The sequence below is a fragment of the Brevibacterium sp. R8603A2 genome, assembly GCF_023072605.1.
Taxonomy (GTDB): Bacteria; Actinomycetota; Actinomycetes; order Actinomycetales; family Brevibacteriaceae; genus Brevibacterium; species Brevibacterium pityocampae.
Window position 1 is genome coordinate 1 of the sequence record NZ_JALLGN010000011.1, and the last position, 20220, is coordinate 20220.

At 71.0% G+C, this 20220-nt stretch carries 13 protein-coding genes and 2 pseudogenes; 9 read left to right on the top strand and 6 right to left on the bottom strand.

From position 1 onward, the window contains the following. Positions 1 to 119 (top strand): annotated as a pseudogene (locus tag MTQ12_RS11395) (IS30 family transposase); the annotation flags it as partial. Between the two features lie 117 nt (positions 120 to 236). Here MTQ12_RS11395 and MTQ12_RS11400 read toward each other — a convergent pair. After that, entirely contained in the window at positions 237 to 2450 is a 2214-nt protein-coding gene (locus MTQ12_RS11400; protein ID WP_137319943.1) for an ATP-binding domain-containing protein, read from the bottom strand. Positions 2451 to 2593: 143 nt separating this feature from the next. Next, positions 2594 to 3403, bottom strand: coding sequence for a fused MFS/spermidine synthase (locus tag MTQ12_RS11405; protein WP_137319942.1), 810 nt, complete (start codon positions 3401 to 3403; stop codon positions 2594 to 2596). Between the two features lie 158 nt (positions 3404 to 3561). On the opposite strand from MTQ12_RS11405, the gene MTQ12_RS11410 reads away from it, so the two are divergent. After that, entirely contained in the window at positions 3562 to 4710 is a 1149-nt protein-coding gene (locus tag MTQ12_RS11410; protein ID WP_247618709.1) for a DUF4192 family protein, read from the top strand. 223 nt (positions 4711 to 4933) lie between these two features. Continuing rightward, entirely contained in the window at positions 4934 to 6721 is a 1788-nt protein-coding gene (locus MTQ12_RS11415; RefSeq protein ID WP_247618710.1) for an RNA polymerase sigma factor, read from the top strand. A gap of 91 nt (positions 6722 to 6812) precedes the next feature. Here MTQ12_RS11415 and MTQ12_RS11420 read toward each other — a convergent pair whose 3' ends face one another. Continuing rightward, complete coding sequence (locus tag MTQ12_RS11420; RefSeq protein ID WP_247618711.1) at positions 6813 to 7577, bottom strand: VOC family protein; 765 nt, start codon at positions 7575 to 7577, stop codon at positions 6813 to 6815. A gap of 152 nt (positions 7578 to 7729) precedes the next feature. Here MTQ12_RS11420 and MTQ12_RS11425 point away from each other — a divergent pair. Together MTQ12_RS11425 and MTQ12_RS15050 are read left to right on the top strand one after the other, a co-directional pair. Then, positions 7730 to 8791: pseudogene (locus MTQ12_RS11425) on the top strand (amidohydrolase family protein); the annotation flags it as partial. A gap of 119 nt (positions 8792 to 8910) precedes the next feature. Next, complete coding sequence (locus tag MTQ12_RS15050; RefSeq protein ID WP_282599347.1) at positions 8911 to 9318, top strand: amidohydrolase family protein; 408 nt, start codon at positions 8911 to 8913, stop codon at positions 9316 to 9318. A 16-nt stretch (positions 9319 to 9334) separates the two neighbouring features. On the opposite strand, the gene MTQ12_RS11430 is transcribed toward MTQ12_RS15050, so the two are convergent. Continuing rightward, positions 9335 to 10171: an N-acetylmuramoyl-L-alanine amidase gene (locus tag MTQ12_RS11430; protein WP_247618712.1), complete on the bottom strand. Its 837-nt coding sequence runs from the start codon at positions 10169 to 10171 to the stop codon at positions 9335 to 9337. A gap of 166 nt (positions 10172 to 10337) precedes the next feature. Between MTQ12_RS11430 and MTQ12_RS11435 the strand changes: the two genes are divergently transcribed. After that, on the top strand, positions 10338 to 12461 hold the full coding sequence (locus MTQ12_RS11435) for a DNA topoisomerase IV subunit B (protein ID WP_247618713.1): 2124 nt from the start codon (positions 10338 to 10340) through the stop codon (positions 12459 to 12461). Between the two features lie 67 nt (positions 12462 to 12528). Here the strand turns inward: MTQ12_RS11435 and MTQ12_RS11440 are convergent, their stop codons facing one another. Both MTQ12_RS11440 and MTQ12_RS11445 read right to left on the bottom strand, forming a co-directional pair. Beyond that, positions 12529 to 13422 carry a M56 family metallopeptidase gene (locus MTQ12_RS11440; RefSeq protein WP_247618714.1) on the bottom strand — a complete coding sequence of 298 codons (894 nt, stop codon included), beginning with the start codon at positions 13420 to 13422 and terminating at the stop codon, positions 12529 to 12531. 28 nt (positions 13423 to 13450) lie between these two features. Next, on the bottom strand, positions 13451 to 13810 hold the full coding sequence (locus MTQ12_RS11445; RefSeq protein WP_137319935.1) for a BlaI/MecI/CopY family transcriptional regulator: 360 nt from the start codon (positions 13808 to 13810) through the stop codon (positions 13451 to 13453). 244 nt (positions 13811 to 14054) lie between these two features. Between MTQ12_RS11445 and MTQ12_RS11450 the strand changes: the two genes are divergently transcribed. The 3 genes from MTQ12_RS11450 to cydC are packed head-to-tail and all read left to right on the top strand — an operon-like array spanning position 14055 to position 20138. Further along, positions 14055 to 15632 carry a cytochrome ubiquinol oxidase subunit I gene (locus MTQ12_RS11450; protein ID WP_348983878.1) on the top strand — a complete coding sequence of 526 codons (1578 nt, stop codon included), beginning with the start codon at positions 14055 to 14057 and terminating at the stop codon, positions 15630 to 15632. Between the two features lie 16 nt (positions 15633 to 15648). Beyond that, complete coding sequence (gene cydB, locus MTQ12_RS11455) at positions 15649 to 16686, top strand: cytochrome d ubiquinol oxidase subunit II (protein ID WP_247618715.1); 1038 nt, start codon at positions 15649 to 15651, stop codon at positions 16684 to 16686. Continuing rightward, positions 16683 to 20138 carry a thiol reductant ABC exporter subunit CydC gene (gene cydC / locus MTQ12_RS11460; protein ID WP_247618716.1) on the top strand — a complete coding sequence of 1152 codons (3456 nt, stop codon included), beginning with the start codon at positions 16683 to 16685 and terminating at the stop codon, positions 20136 to 20138. Before cydB ends, cydC begins: the two co-directional genes overlap by 4 nt. Positions 20139 to 20220 lie beyond the last annotated feature (82 nt).

The following is a 20220-nucleotide window of genomic DNA, read 5'->3' on the forward strand; positions in this document are numbered from 1 at the left end:
TCAGCCAGGCCGAGCTCGATGCTGTCGCCGCCGAGCTCAATGCCCGCCCCCGCAAGACTCTGAAATGGAAAACCCCAGCTCAAGCCCTGAACGAACACCTCGTTGCAACAACCCCTTGACACCAAGGAGAGCGGATCCGCAATTTCGTGCAATCTCACGCTGCGGACGGGACAGCGATCCGGGTGACCGGGCAGGCCACGTACCCGCTCAGGTGACCCGGCAGGCCCCGTCCGCGGTCAGCGGGTGAGGTACGGGCTGAGCACGGACGGCTCCGCCCCGACGACGCGCAGCCGCGAGGTCGACCGGGTGAGGGCCACGTAGAGCTCGCCGATCCCCGTGGGATCACCGGCAGGGGCTATCGAGGCGGGCTCGACGATGATGACGCTGTCGAACTCGAGCCCCTTCGCCTCGTACGGAGTGAGCACCGCGACGGTGTGGTCGATGCCGGCGGGACCGAGTCCGAAGTCCACCCCGCCGTCCTGGGTCAGCGCGTGCTCGATGAGCTCCCCGTGCCCGGCCGTCGCGATCACCGCGACCCGCCCGCCGCCGAGCAGTGCGAGCTCCTCCCGGATCATGCCCGGCAGTCCCGCGCACACCGCGGCGACATCGCCGAGCACCTCGATCTGCGGCTCCCACGTGCCCTCGCGGGCAGGCGAGGGCACGGCGAGATCCGGGAAGTAATCGCGCAGCAGCCGGTTGGCGAGCACCATGATGCGCCCCGGCGTCCGGTACGACACGGTGAGCTGCTCGAGTGCGAAGCGGTCGCCGACGTGCGGCTGGAGCATTGAGGCCCAGGTGCGATCGGGATCGACTGAGCTCGCCTGCGCGAGGTCGCCCACCAGTGTCGCCGACTTGCTCGGCACCCGGCGGAACAGCAGTCGCAGCTGCATCGGGCTGAGCTCCTGCGCCTCGTCGACGACGAGGTGCCCGTAGGTCCATTCGCGGTCCTCGACGGCGCGCTCGGCGACGGTGAGATGCGGGTCGCGGGAGTCGTAGCGCTCGGCCAGATCCGCGGCGGAGACCATGCCCTGGGTGCCGGTCATCTCGATCACCGCCTCGGCGTACTCGGTGTCGGCCCGCGGGGCCGACGCGGACTCCGCCCAGCCGCCGATGAGCTCGGCGATCTCGTCGAGCAGCGGCACGTCATCGACCGTCGGCGAGGCGCCCTTGAACCGGCGCAGCAGCGCCATCTGCTCGTAGTCGAGCAGGCCGTGGGCGGCCGCGACGAGCTTGTGGGGCTTGGACAGCAGAGCGTCGAGGACGCCGAGCGGGGTGAGCGGCAGCCAGCACAGGTTGATCGCCACCCGCACATCCGCGGCGCCGCGCAGCTCTTCGAGGAGCTCGGGCATGCGCTCCTCGTCGGCGGAGATCCCCATGGAGTCGGCGAGCGCCGGAGCGAGCTGCCGGAGCACCTGGGAGACGAAGGTCGTGCGCGCCCGGTTGTGCGGGTACCCGGTGCGCCGTGCCCGTTCGCGGGCGGTGCGCACCATCTCCGGGGTCAGGGTGAGGGTGTGGCGCCCCACCTGCAATCGGCGCGGCTCCTGCGGGACCCGCTGATAGTTCTTCACCGCCCGGGCGATGACCTGCACCATCCGCAGATCGCCCTTGACGGCGGCCGCGGCGGGACGATCGCGGGCAGTGAGGTCGAAGCCGGGCATGAGCTGGCCCGGGGTCTGCAGCACCGCGCCGGTCTCCCCGAGGGACGGCAGCACCTGCTCGATGTACTTGAGGAACACCGGCGAGGGGCCGATGAGGAGGACGCCGGACTTCGCGATCCGCTCCCGGTGCTGGTAGAGGAGATAGGCGGCGCGGTGCAGGGCGACCGCCGTCTTACCGGTGCCCGGCCCGCCCTGCACCACGACGACACCGGACAGCGGCTTGCGGATGATGGAGTCCTGCTCGGACTGGATGGTCGCGACGATGTCGCTCATCCGGCCCGTGCGATGGGCATCGAGGGCGGCGATGAGCGCGCCCTCGCCGTGGAGCGAGCGGATCTCGGCGTCGTCGAGCGCGTCGAGGTCGAGCACGTCGTCCTCGACGCCGATCACCGTGCGGCGGCGCGTGGCGATGTGCCGGCGGCGCACGATCGAGCCGGGCTCGGCCGCAGTGGCGCGGTAGAACGGCTCGCTGGCGGGGGCGCGCCAGTCCATGAGGAGCTGGCGGCGGTCGCTGTCGGAGATGCCGATCCGGCCGATGTAGGTCGTCTCCCCGGCCGCGGAGTCGATCCGACCGAAGCACAGACCCTCCTCGGCGTTGGTGAGCCGGATGAGCTGGTCCTCGTAGAGCGTGGCGAAGGCGTCGCGCTCCGAGCGGTTCTGGTGGTGCCCGCCCACATGGGAGCGGCGCACCGAGCCGAGCTTCCCCTGCGCCTCGGCCCGCAGCTCGTCGAGGCGCGCATATACCACGTCGAGGTTCTGCTGCTCGTGGTCGATCTCTGTCTGTTCGCTCACCGTCCACCTTTCCAATCGGCAATCAATTATGCCGGGTCGCCGGGGGTCGACGGTGTCGACGCGCTCGCATCGTGAGAAGAGTTCCTCGCCCGGACACCCCGTTGTCATGTCGCGTTCCAGGTGGGAGCCGGTGCCCGCGGGTTTCAGCCGGCCCGCGATCCATGGTCGATGAATGCGTCGAGCGCGTCCCCGCAGCGCACGGACGCCACGGCGGGGCCGCGGCGCATGGCCTTCGCGAGGCCCACGGCGTCGATCGGCTCCTGCGTCCCGGCGACGACGACGTTGCCGTAGCGCCGGCCCCGGAGCTGCCCGGGGTCGGCGACGAGCGCGAGGTGGGTGAAATGGCTGCGCATCTCGCCGAGCTCCGCGCGGAGCGCGGCGTGCGGGGGCCGGTCGGCGATGTTGGCGAGGTAGAGTCCGCCGGGGCCGAGGACCCGGGCGACCTCGGCGAAGAACTCCGGAGCGGCGAGTGCCGCCGGGGTGGTGTCGCCGGCGAAGGCATCGCGCACGACGAGGCCCACCGCGGAGTCGCGGAAGGTGGCGATCTCCTCGGCGCCGTCGCCGCACCGCAGTGCGAGCGCGGGGGAGCGGGGCAGGTCGAACCACTCCCGCACCTGCCGCACGAGCTCGGCGTCGATGTCGATCGCGGTCTGGCGCGAGCCGGGCCGGGAGGCATCGAGCCATCGCGGCAGGGCGCACCCCGCGGCGCCGATGTGCACGGCGCGCAGCGTCGTCCTCGGTGCGAAGACGGTGTCGACAACCCGGGACATCCAGTCGAGGTATTCGAAATCGAGGCGCAACGGGTCGCCGACGGTGATCGAGGAGCTCGGGACCCCGTTGACGAACAGCACCCACGAATCCGGCTCCCCGGGCACCGGCTCGAGACGCGCGATCCCGGTGGAGATCGGCACTTCGCGGGCCGCGGCGGCGTGTGCGGCGCGTTTCCTCCCCATGTCCTCCACCCTACGCGTCGCCCGAGGTCACAGGGACGGGCCTCGGCAGGTCACAGGCGCGCGCGTCCGCAGGTCACAACCGGCCTGGCACGGCGGCGGATATCCACAGGCGGACACGCGGCATGGTGCCGCCGGCCCGCGCTGAGTGGACTGCACCCATGAGTGCATACACCGTCACCCGGCCCACCGACCTCGTCGGCATCGTCCCCCACATCCTGGGCTACACGCCCACGGACTCCCTCGTCCTCGTCACCGGCAGCCGCAGCGGCGACCGCGGCGAGGTCGGCCTCACCGTCCGCTTCGACTTCGGGTTCTCCGAGGCCGCGCACCTCGACGCCGAGGACCTCGCCGCCATCGTCTCCACGCTCGAGCACGCCGAGGGCGCCGCGGCGGTCTTCCCGATCCTGTTCAGCACCGAGGTGCCCACCGCGCTCGGCCTTCTCGGCGAACCGGAGAGCGAACTCCTCGTCGACCATTTCCGACTCCCCGTGTTCCTCATCTGCGCCGCGCTCGCCGAGGCCGGGTACGAGGTCGCCGACCCGCTGTGGGCAGGCGGCGGCTTCTGCGGCAGCCTCGACGACCCCGAGGTGCTCTACGGCCGGGCGGAGACCACCGACACCGAGGTCGCGGTGCGCCTCATTGCCGACGGGCGCAGCCATGCCGAGGACTTCGCCGCGGCGACCGCCCACCCGGTCCCGCCGCCCGAGCTGCTCACCGGCGCCGCGCGGATCCGGGCGTCCGCCCCATCGGCGGCCGCCCGCTACGACGCTGCGCTCGCGGACCTCCGTGCGCTGCTCGACCTCGCCGAGGATCCGCGTGCGACGGTCGCCCAGGTGCCCGGGGTGCTGAGCCCGGGAGGGGTCGTCGGCATGGAACTCATGTGCGCCGAGCTGTGGAGCAGGGACTGCATCGAGATGATCCTCGGCTTCGACCACCCCGATTTCTCACCCGCCCGCATCGCGGCGCTGGAGCCGGGCACCTTCGCGGCCTGGGCGCGGCCGATCGCACGCTCGGCCGCAGCGGCGGAGTCGATGATCGGACTGTCCCCGGAGCGCCCGGACTTCGCTCGGACCGCGTACTCGGTCGCCTACCTCGACTGTCTGGTCCCGGCTGTGGACGAGGCGAGCCGTCCGGCCGTCCTCGCGATGCTCGCCTGGTTGGAATGGGGCCGAGCGCGCAACTCCTTCGCCGACCACTACGCCTGCCGGTCCCTCGCGCTCGACCCCGACTACACGCTCGCCGGGCTCGTCCACGGCGCGGTGATGCGAGGACTGCCGCCGCGCTGGATGGCCGCTTCGGGCCGCTGAGCGGACACGGGGGTCCGGAGCGGATCCGGGGATCGGCGTGTCCGCCGGCCCGGCGAGCCGTCGGCGAGGATTCGCCCGAGCCGGAATATCGTGCGAGAATGGGGTGTTGACCCAGTCGTACGACTGTGCAGGGCCTGTTCTGCGCCGACGTGCTTGACATGGGTCTTACTGATGCCTCCACGGCATCGGTGGTCCGCCGCCAGACTCCCCGAAAGGTGAACTCGTGCCGACAGACGAGAAGGATTCGAGCACAGCAGCCGAAACCAGCGCACAGACTGCTCCTGCTAAGAAGTCCACTCGGTCGAGTTCCACGACCAAGCGTACTGCGTCCACCACAGCGAAGAAGCCCGCGGCAGCGAAATCGTCGACCGCCGCGAAGACGGCCACGGCGAAGAAGACGGCCGCAGAGTCCGGCGCGGGGGAGAAGACCACCGCGAAGTCCACGACGGCGAAGAAGCCCTCTGCGAAGACCACCGCTGCGAAGACGACGGCGGCGAAGAAGCCTGCTGCCAGGTCGACTGCGAAGAAGCCCGCTGCGGCAGCGACGGGAGACGAGAAGCCCACTGCTGCGAAGTCGACCCCGGCCAGGAAGTCGACGGCGGCGAAGAAGGCGACGACCGCGAAGTCGACCCCGGCCGAGCACACCGCCGCTGAAGCCACCGAGGCACCGGCCAAGAAGACCACGGCCCGTCGGGCACCTGCGAAGACGACGACGGCTGCGAAGAGCACGACCGCTAAGTCCACCGGCGCGAAGGGCACGACCGCGAAGTCCGCCGCGCAGTCGGAGGCGGACGAGCCGGCCGCAGTCGAGTCGCCCGCCAAGACCACGGCGAAGAAGACGACCGCGAAGAAGACGACCGCGCGCAAGCCTGCGGCGAAGAAGACCACCGCGAAGGCGACCGGTGCCGCAGCGAAGGCGACCGAGGAAGCCGTGCCCGAACCCGGTGTCGCCGAAGAGGTCGAGGCGGTCGTCGCCAAGGAGGAGACGGAGACCAAGAACTCCCAGGAGGAGAAGAAGAACGAGGCCGTCAAGGAGGCCGGAGGATTCGTCGTCTCCGACGCCGACGACGATGCCCCGGCCCAGCAGGTCGTCTCCGCCGGCGCCACCGCCGACCCCGTCAAGGACTACCTCAAGCAGATCGGCAAGGTCGCGCTGCTCAACGCCGCCGAGGAGGTCGACCTCGCCAAGCGGATCGAAGCCGGCATGTACGCCGAGCACCTCCTCGCCGAGGGCACCGTGACCGAGGCCCGCGACACCCGTGACTACAAGTGGATCATCCACGACGGGCGGATCGCCAAGAACCACCTCCTCGAGGCCAACCTGCGCCTCGTCGTATCGCTGGCCAAGCGCTACACGGGCCGCGGCATGCTGTTCCTCGACCTCATCCAGGAGGGCAACCTCGGCCTCATCCGCGCCGTGGAGAAGTTCGACTACACCAAGGGCTTCAAGTTCTCGACCTACGCCACCTGGTGGATCCGCCAGGCGATCACCCGTGCGATGGCCGACCAGGCGCGCACCATCCGCATCCCGGTGCACATGGTCGAGGTCATCAACAAGCTCGCCCGTGTGCAGCGCCAGATGCTCCAGGACCTCGGGCGCGAACCCACCCCGGACGAGCTCGCCAAGGAGCTCGACATGACGCCCGAGCGCGTCGTCGAGGTGCAGAAGTACGGCCGCGAACCGATCTCCCTGCACACCCCGCTCGGCGAGGACGGCGACTCCGAGTTCGGTGACCTCATCGAGGACTCTGAGGCCGTCGTGCCGGCGGACTCCGTGAGCTTCACCCTGCTCCAGGAGCAGCTCCACTCCGTGCTCGACACCCTCTCGGAGCGCGAAGCCGGAGTGGTCTCGATGCGGTTCGGGCTCAACGACGGGCAGCCGAAGACGCTCGACGAGATCGGCAAGGTCTACGGCGTCACGCGCGAGCGGATCCGGCAGATCGAGTCGAAGACGATGGCGAAGCTCCGCCACCCGTCCCGCTCCCAGGTGCTGCGCGACTACCTCGACTGATCCGGGCCGGCGCACGGGCAGGTCAGCCGACCCGTCGACCGCGCTCCCCGAAAGTGCAACGCGAACTGCTGCGGCGGCCGAACAGGGGCGACTAGCGCGGCTGGATGACGGTGAACGCGGCGTTCTGCGAGTCGATGAACCGGCCCACCCGGCCGTGGGTGGAATCGTGCGGGGCGGCGAGCCAGTCACCGCCGAGCTCACGCACCCGGCCGGCCACCGCATCGGCGTCCTCGACCTGGATGTAGGACTCCCAGTGCGCGGGGATCCCGACGTTCGAGGTGTCGAGGATCCCGCCGCGCGGGGTCCCCGTGTCGGGCAGTGCGAACATCGAGTAGCGGAACTCGTCGGTGTCGCTCACCGGGCTGATCTCCCAGTCGAACACCGCGCCGTAGAACTCGTGCACCGCGGGATCCTTCGTGTGGAGCTCGAACCAGCAGGCGGCACCCGTGACGTCGACGCCGGTGAGGCCGCGGTCGTCCTCGTACTCGAGGACGCCGAACGCGGTACCCGCGGGGTCCGCGACGAGAGCGACGCCGGCGGTCCCGTCGAACTCCGGGATCGCCATCATCGCCTGCCCGCCTCCCGTGTCGACGCGGGCGAGGAAATCGGTGAGCTCGGCCACCCGGAAGTACACCGACCAGAACGCCGGCTGTCCGGCGGGGGCCTCGGCCGGCTGCGGGCTGATCCCCGCGACGACCCGGCCGTCGCGGACCGCCTTGACCCCGAAGCCCATCGGACCCGGCTCGGTGAACTCCCATCCGAACAGCGAACCGTAGAAGGTCCGTGCGCTCTCGACGTCGGGGGAGCTGAGCTCGACCCAGCAGGGATGATTCGGGGCGATCGTGGTGTCGGTCATGCCTCCAGTCTTCTGGCCCCGCCGGTGATCACCAAATCCCCGCCTTTGCTACGGCGCAGTGAGGAGGTCGGTCGGCCCCCGGAGAGCACACGGAACGGAGAGGGACGATCATGCATTTCGACGCAGTATTCACCGGCGGGCGGTACCGGACGATGGACCCCGAACGCCCCGAGGCGCACTCGATCGGCGTCATCGACGGCCGCATCCGTGCGCTCGACGACGACGTCACCCGGCTCCCGGCGCACCGGACCTACGACCTCGGCGGCGCCCCGGCGGTGCCCGCCTTCAACGACGTCCACCACCACCTCTCCATGCGCGGGCAGCGCCTCAACGGCGTCGACCTGCGGGCGAGCACGGTGTCCTCGATGGAGGATCTCTACGACGCGGTCGCCGCCGCGGCCCGCGACGCGCAGCCGGGGGAGTGGATCTACGGCTCCGGCGACGACCAGAACAAGCTCGACGACGCGCATCCCCTGGCCGCCGAGCTCGACCGCCGGGCCCCGGACAACCCGGTGTGGCTCGAGCACGTGTCCGGGCACATGGGGGTGGCGAACTCCCGCGCCTTCGAGGTCGCCGGATTCGCCGAGCTCTCCGAGGTCCCCGACGTCGACGGCGGGCACGTCGCGCGCACGGAGGACGGCCGCACCGCTGCCGGGCTCGTCCAGGAGCGAGCGATGGACCTCATCACCGGGGTGTACAAGCCCCTGCCGGTCGACGACATCGTCCGCCATCTCCGCACCGCCTCCGAGCAGGCGCTGCGTGAGGGGATCGGTTCGATCACCGAGCCGAGCATCGGGAACTCGCCGGTCGACCTCCACGCCTACCTCACGGCGTAGGAGACCGGAGCACTCGGCGTGCGCGCCACGGTCATGCCGTACCTCACGGCCCTGCACCACATCATCGGCCGCGACGACGCCTCCGGTGAGGGCCTCGACCTCGGCCTGCGCACCGGGATGGGCGACGAATGGCTGCGGATCGGCCCGGTCAAGGTGCTCACCGGCGGCTCTCTCATCGGCCGCTCCGCGGCGATGACGTGCTGCTACCACGGCGAGGAGTCGAGCGGCTACATGGCCTGGGACGTCGAGGAGCTCACCGAGCTCCTCCGCGGCGCCTACCGTCTGGGTTTCCGGCTCGCCACCCACGCGATCGGCGACGCCGCCGTCGACCACGCCCTCGACATCATCGAGGGCGCCCAGCGGGACTACCCGCGGACCGACCCGCGCAACCGGATCGAGCACTTCGGCGTGGCCTCCGACGAGCAGATCGCCCGTGCCGCACGGCTCGGCGTCATCGGCGTGCCGCAGCCGCGCTCATCACCGAGCTCGGCGACGGCATGGCCCGTGCCCTCGGCCCCGAGCGCACCCAGCTGTGCTACCGCGTCCGCTCCCTCATCGACGCCGGCATCCGCGTCCCCGGCTCCTCCGACGCCCCTATGGTCGACGGCAGCCCGATCCTCGGCATCCACGACTTCGTCAACCGGCGCACCGCGGGCGGCGCGGAGTTCGGTCCGGCGGAGACGATCACCGCTGAGCAGGCGCTGCGGGCCTACACCGTCGACTCCGCCTACGCCTCGCACGAGGACACGCTCAAGGGCGACCTGTCGATCGGCAAGCTCGCGGACTTCACCGTGCTCAGCGACGACCTCCTGCAGGTCCCGGCCGAGGAGCTCAAGGACGTGCAGGTCGGCGCGACGGTGGTCGGCGGCGAGATCCGCTACGACGACAGCGCGATCCGCAGCTGACACGCATCCTTCCGGCTCAGTCCTCGAGGAACTCCTGCACCCCGGCGACGATCGCCGCGGCATAGCGCTCGCGGCCCGCGGCGCTCTCCATGAGCGCCGCCTCGTCCGGGTTGCGCATCTCCCCGCACTCGACGAGCATCGCGGGCACCTTCGCGTGGTTGAGCCCGGCGATGTCCGTCCGGGCGACGATCCCGTCGTCGCCGTAGGCGGGGTTGGGGGCGAGGTCGGCCGCGCCGAAGGCCTCGACCATGTCCTCGGCGAGCGTGCGGGAGGGCTCGTCGACGCCCGCGTGCGGCGAGTCCTCGACGACGATCATGTGGAACCCGGCCGCCGAGGTGTCCTCGGTCCCGTTCGCGTGGATGCTCACGAGCACATCCGCGCCCGCGTCCCCGGCGAACTGCCCGCGCTCGTCGACGCACGGACCCACGCCCTCGTCGTCCTCCCGGGAGAGCACCACCTCGGCGCCGAGGTCCTCGAGGTGTTCGCGCACCGCTGCGGCCACCTCCCAGTTGAATGCGTGCTCGGGATAGTCGGTGGCCGAGGCCGTCCCCGTCGTATTGCACGCCTTGGTGCCGCCGCGCCCGTCCGGCACCGGCGCGGTGACCTCCGCCGGGTGCGCGGCGTTGCCGCCGTTGTGACCCGGATCGACGGCGACGACGAACCCGGTGAGGGGCTCCTCGACAGGGGTCGACGTCGGGGTCTCGGTGGGCACCGGGGTGGCCGCCGCCGAGGTGCGCTCCGCCGGGCTCCCCACCGTGCCGGTGGACGGATTCTCCGCCGGCCCCGCTCCCGAGCAGCCGGCGAGCAGCATCGTGCTCGCGAGGAGGCCGGTGATCCAGAGGCTGCGTGACATGTGCCCCAGTATCCCACCCGGCACCTCCCCGGCATCCGGGCGCCCTCGCCCGGAGGCCCCCACCCGGCACGCACCCGAAACGTCGCCGGGGCAGCGGCATGGCAACCGGGTGCGGGCGGTGCGGACTCGTAGACTGGGGGCCGTCGATCGAGCGGAAGGAACCTGCGTGGCAGCCAGAGGAGCGAAGACCGAGGACTACGGTGCACGACAGCTGTCCGTCCTGTCCGGACTGGACGCCGTCCGCAAGCGGCCGGGCATGTATATCGGCACCACCGACTCCCGCGGCCTCATGCACTGCCTGTGGGAGATCATCGACAACTCCGTCGACGAGGCGCTCGCCGGCCACGGCGATCACATCGAGATCACGCTGCACGCCGACGGCTCCGTCACCGTCTCCGACACGGGGCGCGGCATCCCCGTCGACATCGAGCCCAAGACCGGTCTCACCGGCGTCGAGGTCGTGATGACGAAGCTCCATGCCGGCGGCAAGTTCGGCGGCGGCTCCTACGCCGCGGTCGGCGGTCTCCACGGCGTCGGAGCCTCCGTCGTCAATGCGCTCTCCGCCCGGCTCGACGTCGAGGTCACCCGCGGCTCCAAGGTCCACCGGATGTCCTTCAAGCGCGGTGCCCCCGGCCGCTTCGACGACTCCGGCGGTGTACTGTCCCCGGACAACCCCTTCACCCTCTTCGAATCCGCTTCCGAGCTCGAGATCATCGGCAAGGCCAAGCGCGGGGTCACCGGCACCCGGATCCGCTACTGGTCGGATCCGCAGATCTTCCTCAAGGACGCCCACTTCACCTACGACACCCTCGTCGACCGCGCCCGCCAGACGGCCTTCCTCGTGCCCGGCCTCGGCATCACCATCCACGACGAGCGCGGGGTCGAACGCGACGAGACCGGGGAGATCATCACCTCGCGGACCGAGGAGTTCCGGTACTCCGGCGGGATCTCGGAGTTCGTCGAGCACCTCGCCCACGACGATGCCGTCACCGACGTGTGGCGGCTGGCCGGCTCCGGCACCTTCACCGAGACGGTGCCGGTGCTCGACGAGGACGGCCACATGGTGTCCACCGCGGTCCCGCGCGAGGTCGGCGTCGACATCGCGGTGCGCTGGGGCAAGGGCTACGACACCCGGGTGAAGAGCTTCGTCAACATCATCGCCACCCCCAAGGGCGGCACGCACATGACCGGCTTCGAGCAGTCCCTGCTCAAGACCGTGCGCAGGTCCGTCGACCAGAACGCCCGCCGCCTCAAGGTCGGCAAGGACAAGCTCGAGAAGGACGACGTGCTCGCCGGCCTCACCGCCGTCGTCACCGTGCGACTCGCCGAACCGCAGTTCGAGGGCCAGACGAAGGAGGTGCTCGGCACCTCCGCGGTCCGCCAGATCGTTGCCCGCACCGTCGAGCAGGAGCTCGGTGCGCTGCTGAACTCCTCGAAGCGGCAGGAGAAGCAGCAGGTCAACCTCCTGCTCGAGAAGGTCGTGGCGGAGATGAAGTCGCGGATCTCGGCGCGCACCCACAAGGAGAACCAGCGGCGCAAGACCGCGCTCGAATCCTCGTCGCTGCCCGCCAAGCTCTACGATTGCCGCAAGACCGATCTCGACCGCTCCGAGCTGTTCATCGTCGAGGGCGATTCCGCGATGGGCACCGCGAAGGCCGCCCGTGACTCCGAGCACCAGGCGCTGTTCCCGATCCGCGGCAAGATCCTCAACGTGCAGAAGGCCTCGGTGGGCGACATGCTCGCCAACGCCGAGTGCTCCGCGCTGATCCAGGTCATCGGCGCCGGCGCCGGGCGCAGCTTCGATCTCGAGTCCGCACGCTACGGCAAGGTCATCATCATGACCGACGCCGACGTCGACGGCGCCCACATCCGCACGCTGCTGCTCACGCTGTTCTTCCGGTACATGCGTCCGCTCGTCGAGGCCGGCCGAGTGTTTGCGGCGGTGCCGCCGCTGCACCGGGTGGAGATCGTCCACCGCGGCAAGGCCAACGAGGTCGTCTACACCTACTCCGAAGCGGAGCTCCACACCCTCCTCAAGCGGCTCGACCGCACGAAGAAGGCCTACAAGGAGCCCATCCAGCGCTACAAGGGGCTCGGCGAGATGGATGCCGACCAGCTCGCGGAGACGACGATGGAACCGGGCATGCGCTCGCTGCGCCGGGTGACCATGGGCGACGCCGAGGCCGCTGAGCGGACCTTCGGACTCCTCATGGGGTCCGAGGTCGCACCGCGCAAGCAATTCATCGTGTCCGGTGCAGCGATGCTCGACGCCGAGCGTATCGACGCCTGAGCCGTCACGCTCCTGGCCGGGGCCGCTGCGACCCGTCCGCTCCGGAGCCGCCTCGCGTCGACCCGGATCAGGCCAGCGTGGGTGCGGCGAGGATGAGCGTCGGGACGAGCACGAGGCACGCGGCCGCGACGAGCTTGACCGTCCGCACGCGGGTGCGCGCCGCGGGGAGCTCACGGTCGAGGCGGGCGAGCCGTGCCCGGGTGAGATCCGTGCTGTGCGCCCCGGGATGGACGCGTGCTCCGGTCTCGACGGCCTCCGCCAGCGATTCGGCGCCCAGGCTCGCACGCGCCCGGTCGTCGGCCATGAACTCGATGAGCGCGGACACCGCGGCGAGCGCGGTCGAGGTCGCCGGGACGAACGGCAGCGCCCGGTTCCATGCCGCGAACGGCAGCACGAGCAGATCGTGGTGGAGGTCGAGGTGCGCCTGCTCGTGCGCGACGACGGCCCTCCGCTGCTCATCGGTGAGCACCGCGAGCAGACCGGTCGTCACCACCGTCGTGCCCGAGCCGCGGCCCGGCAGGCAGTAGGCGACCGGGCTGTCGCTGGTGAGCACCCGCGTGTTCGGCAGCTCGGCCGACGGCTCGGTGAGGAGGTCGACGAGTGCGGAATGCCGGCGCCGGTGCCTCAGGACGAGCACGGACTGCACGAGGAGCGAGCCGATGAGGCGGACGGTGAGGAGCACCGCGACGAGGAGCAGCAGCCACTGCCACCACGCGAGCACGGACAGCGCCTGCAGGTCGGCGAGGCCGATCAGTCCGTCACCGAGTGAGCCGGCCATCGGAGCGGTCGCGAACACGACGGCGGTGCCGATGAGCGAGAGTCCGCCAGCGAGGCCCACCGCCTGCCACAGCACGAGCCGGGAGAGCGGGTCGATGAGCGGGGAGCGGCGCGCGAGCGCGACCGGCACCGGCCACGCGAGCACGAGGGCCAGCACGGCGAGGAGGGTTCCGGTGATGAGCATCGCGGGCCGCCCGGTCGGGCGTCGGTCCTCAGCGCTGGACGAGCGGGCGCTGGAGCAGCGAGGACAGGAAGGCCGTGTCGGAATCCGACACGGAGCCGAGGAAGCGGGCGAGCACGGCGTGGCGGTCCGGGGCCTGGTCGAGGACCTCGGTCATGAGTTCGGCCACGTGGTCCTCGCGGCTCGACACGGTGAGGTAGCGGTGGGGGCGCTCGGCGCGGACCCGGGTCACCAGGCCCTTCTTCTCGAGCCGGGTGAGCACGGTGTGGACCGTCGTGAGTGCGGGATCGCGGTCGCTGAGCGCATCGCGGAGGCCGGCCGCGGTGAGGCCGGCGGGGTGATTCCACAAGGCGTTCATAACGCTGCGCTCCAGTTCACCCAGTGTTCCCACGCTCGTCGCCCCGATCAGTCAGAATGTCCGTGGTCGCGGTCCGTGCAGAGCCGCGTCCATCACGCAGTGTAGTCCCGCGCACCGGTACCGCGCCACCATGCGAGACGCCGCGGTGTCATTTTCGGGAGTGCTCGTGGTTACTGCGCGATTGGAGTATTCTACCGACAGTAGAAGTCGCAGGAGAACTCGAGACGTCGCCGGGCTCTGGTGCGCCCCGACACGACGGAGAATCAGGGAGGCGTTCGTGGATCTCGATCCAGTCCTCATCGGCCGGTGGCAGTTCGGCATCACCACGGTCTACCACTTCTGGATGGTGCCGCTGACCCTCGGGCTCGGCCTGCTCGTCGCCATCCTGCAGACGATGTACCACCGCACCGGCAACGAGATGTGGCTGCGGGCCACGAAGTTCTGGGGCAAGCTCTATCTCATCAACTTCATCATGGGCGTCGCCACCGGCATCGTCCAGGAGTTCCAGTTCGGGATGGCGTGGTCGGAGTACTCCCGCTTCGTCGGCGACGTGTTCGGCGCTCCGCTCGCCATGGAGGCGCTCATCGCCTTCTTCCTCGAGTCGGTGTTCCTCGGCCTGTGGATCTTCGGCTGGGGCCGGCTGAGCCGGAAGCTCCACCTCGGCGTCCTGTGGGCGGCCGTCATCGGATCCTGGCTGTCGGCCTACTTCATCATCGTCGCGAACTCGTGGATGCAGCACCCGGTGGGCGTCGAGCTCATCGACGGGCGCCCGGTCATGACCGATGTGTTCGCGGTGATGACGAACAGCACCGCGCTCGCCGCCTACACCCACACGCTCGCCGGTGCCACCGCGGTCGGCGGGGCGTTCCTCCTCGGCATCGCCTGGTACCACCTGTGGCGGCGCCGCAAGGACGGCATCGACACCGTCGGCCCCGACGGCCGCGTGGTCGTCGGCTCCGCTCCCGAGGTGCCCGGCCGCGACGAGACCGACTACTCCGTGTGGTGGCGCTCGCTGCGGATCGGCGGCTGGACGGCCGTCATCGCCTTCGTGCTCGTCGCGATCACCGGCGACATCCAGGCCAAGCTCATGTACGAGCAGCAGCCGATGAAGATGGCCTCGGCCGAGGCGTCCTGCCACGACGGCACCGAGTTCTCCGTGCTCACCATCGGCGACCTCAGCTCGAACAGCTGCGACGACGTCGTGCCGGTCATCGAGATCCCGGGCATTCTGTCCTTCCTCGCCAACGGCGACTTCAGCACCGAGGTGCCCGGCGTCTCCACCCTCATCCCGGAGTACGAGGAGGCCTACGGCACCCATATGCCCTCCGACGACATGTACGGGGACTACTCCGGACAGGAGATCGACTACCAGCCCTCGATGTTCATCACCTACTGGGGCTTCCGTCTGATGATCGGCTTCGGCGTGCTCGCCGCCGCCGCCGGCGCCTTCGCGCTCTGGGTCACCCGCAAGGGCACCGTGCCGTCGTCGACATTCCTCACCCACCTGGCGCTGTGGGGCATCACCGCCCCGTTCATCGCGAACTCCGCCGGCTGGATCTTCACCGAGATGGGCCGCCAGCCCTTCGTCGTCGCGCCCAATCCGGACCCCTCGGGGATCGACGGGGTGTTCCTCTACACCGCCGCCGCGATCTCCCCGTCCGTGACGCCCGGCGAGCTGCTGTTCTCCCTCGTGTCGCTCACCCTCGTCTACGGCGTGCTCATGGTGTTCGAGCTCGGCCTCATCATCAAGTACGTGCGCGGCGGGGTGGTGTCCGCGATGCCGGAGATCGATACGACCAACTACAAGCCGGTGGTCGACCGGAGCGACGACGACGTCCTGTCGTTCGCGTACTGAGGAAGGGGATCGAACGATGGAACTCATGCCGACGATCTGGTTCGTGCTCATCGCCGTCCTGTGGCTGGGCTATCTCTTCCTCGAGGGCTTCGACCTCGGCGTCGGGATGCTCCTCAAGGGCTTCGCCAAGGACGAGCGGGAGCGCCGCCTCCTGCTCAACACCATCGGCCCCGTGTGGGACGGCAACGAGGTGTGGCTCCTCACCGCGGGCGGGGCGACCTTCGCCGCGTTCCCCATGTGGTACGCCTCGCTGTTCTCCGCGCTCTACCTGCCGCTCACGCTCGCGCTGCTCGCCCTGATCTTCCGGGCGGTGGCGATCGAGTACCGCGGCAAGGGCTACTCGGACCGGTGGCGCAGCGGCTGGACCTGGTGCCTGTCCGCCGGATCCCTCGTCGCCGCGTTCTGCGTCGGCGCGATGCTCGCGCTCACCACCACCGGCATGCCGCTCAACGCCAACGGCGACAACACCGGCGGGCCCTTCGCCTGGCTCAGCCTGCCGGCGATCGTCGGCGGCCTCGGAGTGGTCGGGTTCTGCCTCCTCCACGGCCTGCTCTACCTCTCCCTCAAGACCGACGGCCCGGTGCGCGAGCGCGCCCGCCGGACAGCCGCGCTCGGCGCCCCGTTCCTCCTGCTGCCGATCGTCGTGTGGGTGATCTGGGTGCAGCTGCTCAACGCGAAGCTCCTCGGCTGGGTGCTCATCGTCCTCGCCGCCGCCTGCGCGGTCGCGATGTGGGTGCTCATCCGCCGCGGTGCGGAGAAGCCCGCGTTCATCGCCCAGGCGCTGTTCCTCGTCCTCGGCGTGGCCTCGATCTTCTCGAACGTCTACCCGAACGTCATGCCCTCGACGCTCGATCCCGCGTTCTCGCTCACCGTCGCGAACGCCTCGTCCTCGACGTACACGCTCACCGTCATGCTCGTCGTCGCCGCGATCTTCGTGCCGATCGTGCTCGTCTACCAGATCTGGGTCTACCGGATCTTCGCGAGCCGCCTGCGGGTCGAGCACATCCCGCCCGCCCATCAGGTCCCGGTGGCGATCCGCAGCCACCACCAGTGAGCGACCGGCAGTCCCCGGCGTCCATCGCGCTCGCCTCCCGCCAGGGGAGGCGAGCGCTGTGGCAGCTGGGAATCATCGCCTGCATCAAGGCGCTCGGCCTCGTCCTCGTCGCCGAGGGGATCGCCCGCGGGGTCGTCGGACTCATCGAGGGCCGGCCGGTCACCGCCGCGGTGCTCACCGGAGTGCTCGGAGCAGTCCTGCGCGCCGCGGCGGTGTGGGCCTCGCGGACCGCCGGGGCACGTGCGGCGATCGGGGTCAAGACCGACCTGCGCGCCGCACTCGTGCACCGCACCTTCGCCGGCTCGACCCGCGACGTGCCCGTGTCCGACGGGGCGCTGACGCTCGCCGCCACCCGTGCCCTCGACGATCTCGACGACTACTTCACCGCGGTGCTCCCCGCACTCACCGGCTCCGCGGCGATCCCGCTGCTCATCGTCGCCCGGATCGCGTTCTCCGACTGGGTCAGCGCCCTCATCATCGTGCTCACCCTGCCGCTCGTCCCCGTCTTCATGGTGCTCATCGGTCGCTACTCCGCGGACCGGATCGCGGATGCGACGACTGCCCTCGACCGTCTGTCCACCGCGCTCGTCGAGCTCGCCCGGGGCCTGCCGGTGCTCGTCGGGCTCGGGCGCGTGCTCGCCCAGACCCGCGCCCTGCGGGACACGAGCGAGACCTATCGGGACACGACGATGCAGACCCTGCGGGTGGCGTTCCTCTCCGCGCTCGCGCTCGAATTCATCTCCACGATCTCCGTCGCACTCGTCGCGGTGTTCATCGGCGTGCGGCTCGTGTACGGGACGATGGAGCTCTCCGACGGCCTCTTCGCGCTCATCCTCGCGCCCGAGTGCTACCTGCCGCTGCGTCAGCTCGGCGCCGCCTTCCACTCGACGGAGAATGGGATGGCCGCGTTCGCCCGCGTCCGTGCGCTCATCGGCCGCCCCGTCGCCGCCCCAGTGGCCGCCCGGACGGATGACGCAGGTGAGGGCATCGACATCCGCGGCCTGAGCGTCCACTACGCGGGGCGCTCCCGGGCCGCGCTGCGCGCCCTCGATGCGCACATCCCGGATCCCGGTCTCACCGTCCTCCACGGGCCCTCGGGTGCGGGGAAGTCGACCCTGCTCGGCGTGCTCGCCGGACTCGTCCGGGAGGATGCGGGATGCCGCATCGGCGGCACGGTGAGGGGGGTGCCGGAGCGCCTCGCCCACGCGGGGCAGAGCCCCCGCACGAGCGCCCCCACCGTCGCCGAGGAGCTCGCCCTCCACGCCTCGGCCGGCGGGCCGCGGCTCGATGACGCCGTGCTCGCCCGCTGTCTGGCGATGGCGGCGCTCGCGGTCGACCCGCAGACCCCGTGCGCCGCGCTCAGCCCCGGTGAGCTGCGCCGCCTCGCGCTCGCCCGCGCCTTCGCCCGGGTGGAGGCCGGAGCCCGGCTGCTGCTCGTCGACGAGCCCACCGCGCACCTCGACGCGGACTCCGCCTCCACGGTGCGCAGCAGTCTCACCGCCGTCTCCCGGACGGTCCCGGTGATCGCCGCGACCCACGACCTCGACCTGCTCGCCGCGGCGGACACCCGGATCGAGGTCCGCCCGGGCCTCGACCCCGCGGGCCCGGCCGTTGTGCGCGCCGGAACAGCACCGCACACGGGTGCGGCGGAGCCCGCGGGTGTCGACACGGCACGACCGCCCGCCGTCGGCCCGGCAGACGCGACCGACGCCGCCGGCGCGCCGCGGGCACCGGAGACCGGCCCCCGCCCGGACGTCGCTCCCGCCGCACCGTCCGATGACTACCCCACCGCACCCGAGGTGCCCGCGCTGCCGGCCGCGACGATCCGCCGCAGGCTCTCCCGAGCCGTCGACATGCGCTCGCCGCGCTTCCTCCTCGCCGTCCTCTGCGGGGTGGGCGCCGTCGCCGCCGGCGCCGCACTCACCGGGGTCTCCGCGTGGCTCATCGTCCATGCCTCGTTCCAGCCGCCGATCATGTACCTGCTCGTCGCGATCGTCGGCGTCCGGTTCTTCGGGCTCGCCCGCACCGTGCTCAAGTACGCCGAGCGGCTCGTCCTCCACCGCGCGATCCTCGATTCGCTCACCCGGCTGCGGGAGCGGATCTGGCTGTCCTTCGCCGCGACCGGCACCGCCAACCGGACGCTGCTGCGCGGCGAGGTCGCCCTCAGCCGGCTCATCGCCGATGTCGACGACGTGCGCGATCTCGCCCCGCGGGTCGTGCTGCCGCCGGTGGTCGCGGTCGTCGTGGCGCTCGCCGCCGTCGTGACCCTCGCACTCATCCATCCCGCGGCCGGCCTCGTCATGGGTCTCGGCGCGCTGCTGAGCCTGGGCCTGGCACCGCTGCTCACCCGGCTCGCCGACCGGCGGGCGACGAGCGCAGCGCGCCGCACGCGCACCACCGTGCTCACCGCGCTCGCCGGGCTCCTCTGGGCGCGCGAGGACCTCCAGGTCAACGGGGCGGCTCCACAGGTCGTCGAGCGCTTCCTCGCCACCGATGCGCGGGCCGGGGCGCACGAGGCCCGCTCTGTCCGCGCCACCGGGGTCGGCGAGGCCGTGATCACCGTCGTCGGCGTGCTCACCGGCGTGCTCATGCTCCCCGTCCTCGCCGGCGCCGTGACCTCCGGAACGCTGAGCGGGGAGCTGCTCGCCGTGGCCGTGCTCCTGCCGCTCGCCCTCATCGACTGCTTCACCGATGCGCTCGCCTCCGTCCAGCAGTGGCCGGCACTCGTGGCCGTCCTCGGCCGGGTCGACGCCCTCGACGACTCGGATCTCGAGGCCCGGCTGGGCTCCGGCGACGGGCCCGAGGTGATCACGGACATCGAGCTCGACGATCTCGCCGCGACCTGGCCGGGTACCGACTCCCCGGTGTTCTCCGGCGTCAGTGCCCGGATCGATGCCCGGGAGTGGACCGCGGTCACCGGGCCTTCGGGATCGGGCAAGACGACGCTCGTGAGCATCCTCCTGCGCTTCCTCGACCCGAGCGCGGGGGAGTACCGGATCAACGGACGACCGACGCGGGGACTGGGCCCGATGGACCTCGCCGGCCACGTGTCGTGGTGCCCGCAGGAGGCGCACGTGTTCGACTCGAGCCTGCGGGCGAACCTGCTCATCGGGCGGCCGAAGGACGATGCGCCGACCGATGCGGAGCTGCGCGCCGTGCTCACCCGGGTCGGATTGCGCGATCTCGCCGCCGACGCCGGCCTCGATGCGCGGATCGGCGCCTCGGGGGCTTTCCTGTCCGGCGGACAACGGCAGCGTCTGGCCGTGGCGCGCACCCTGCTCGCGCATTCCGAGGTCATCGTCCTCGACGAGCCCACCGCCCACCTCGACGCCCAGATGAGCGCGGACCTCATGGGGGACCTGCGGGCCGGGCTCGACGGGGTGGCTGTCGTCCTCGTCACCCACGATCCGGGACTCGTGGGCGCCCACGACGAGCGGATCGTCCTCGTCTGAGGAGTCGTACGGCTCCGCCCGGATCAGTCGTCTCCTGGATCAGCCGCCTCCCGGATCAGCGATCGTCCGGACAGGTCGCTGC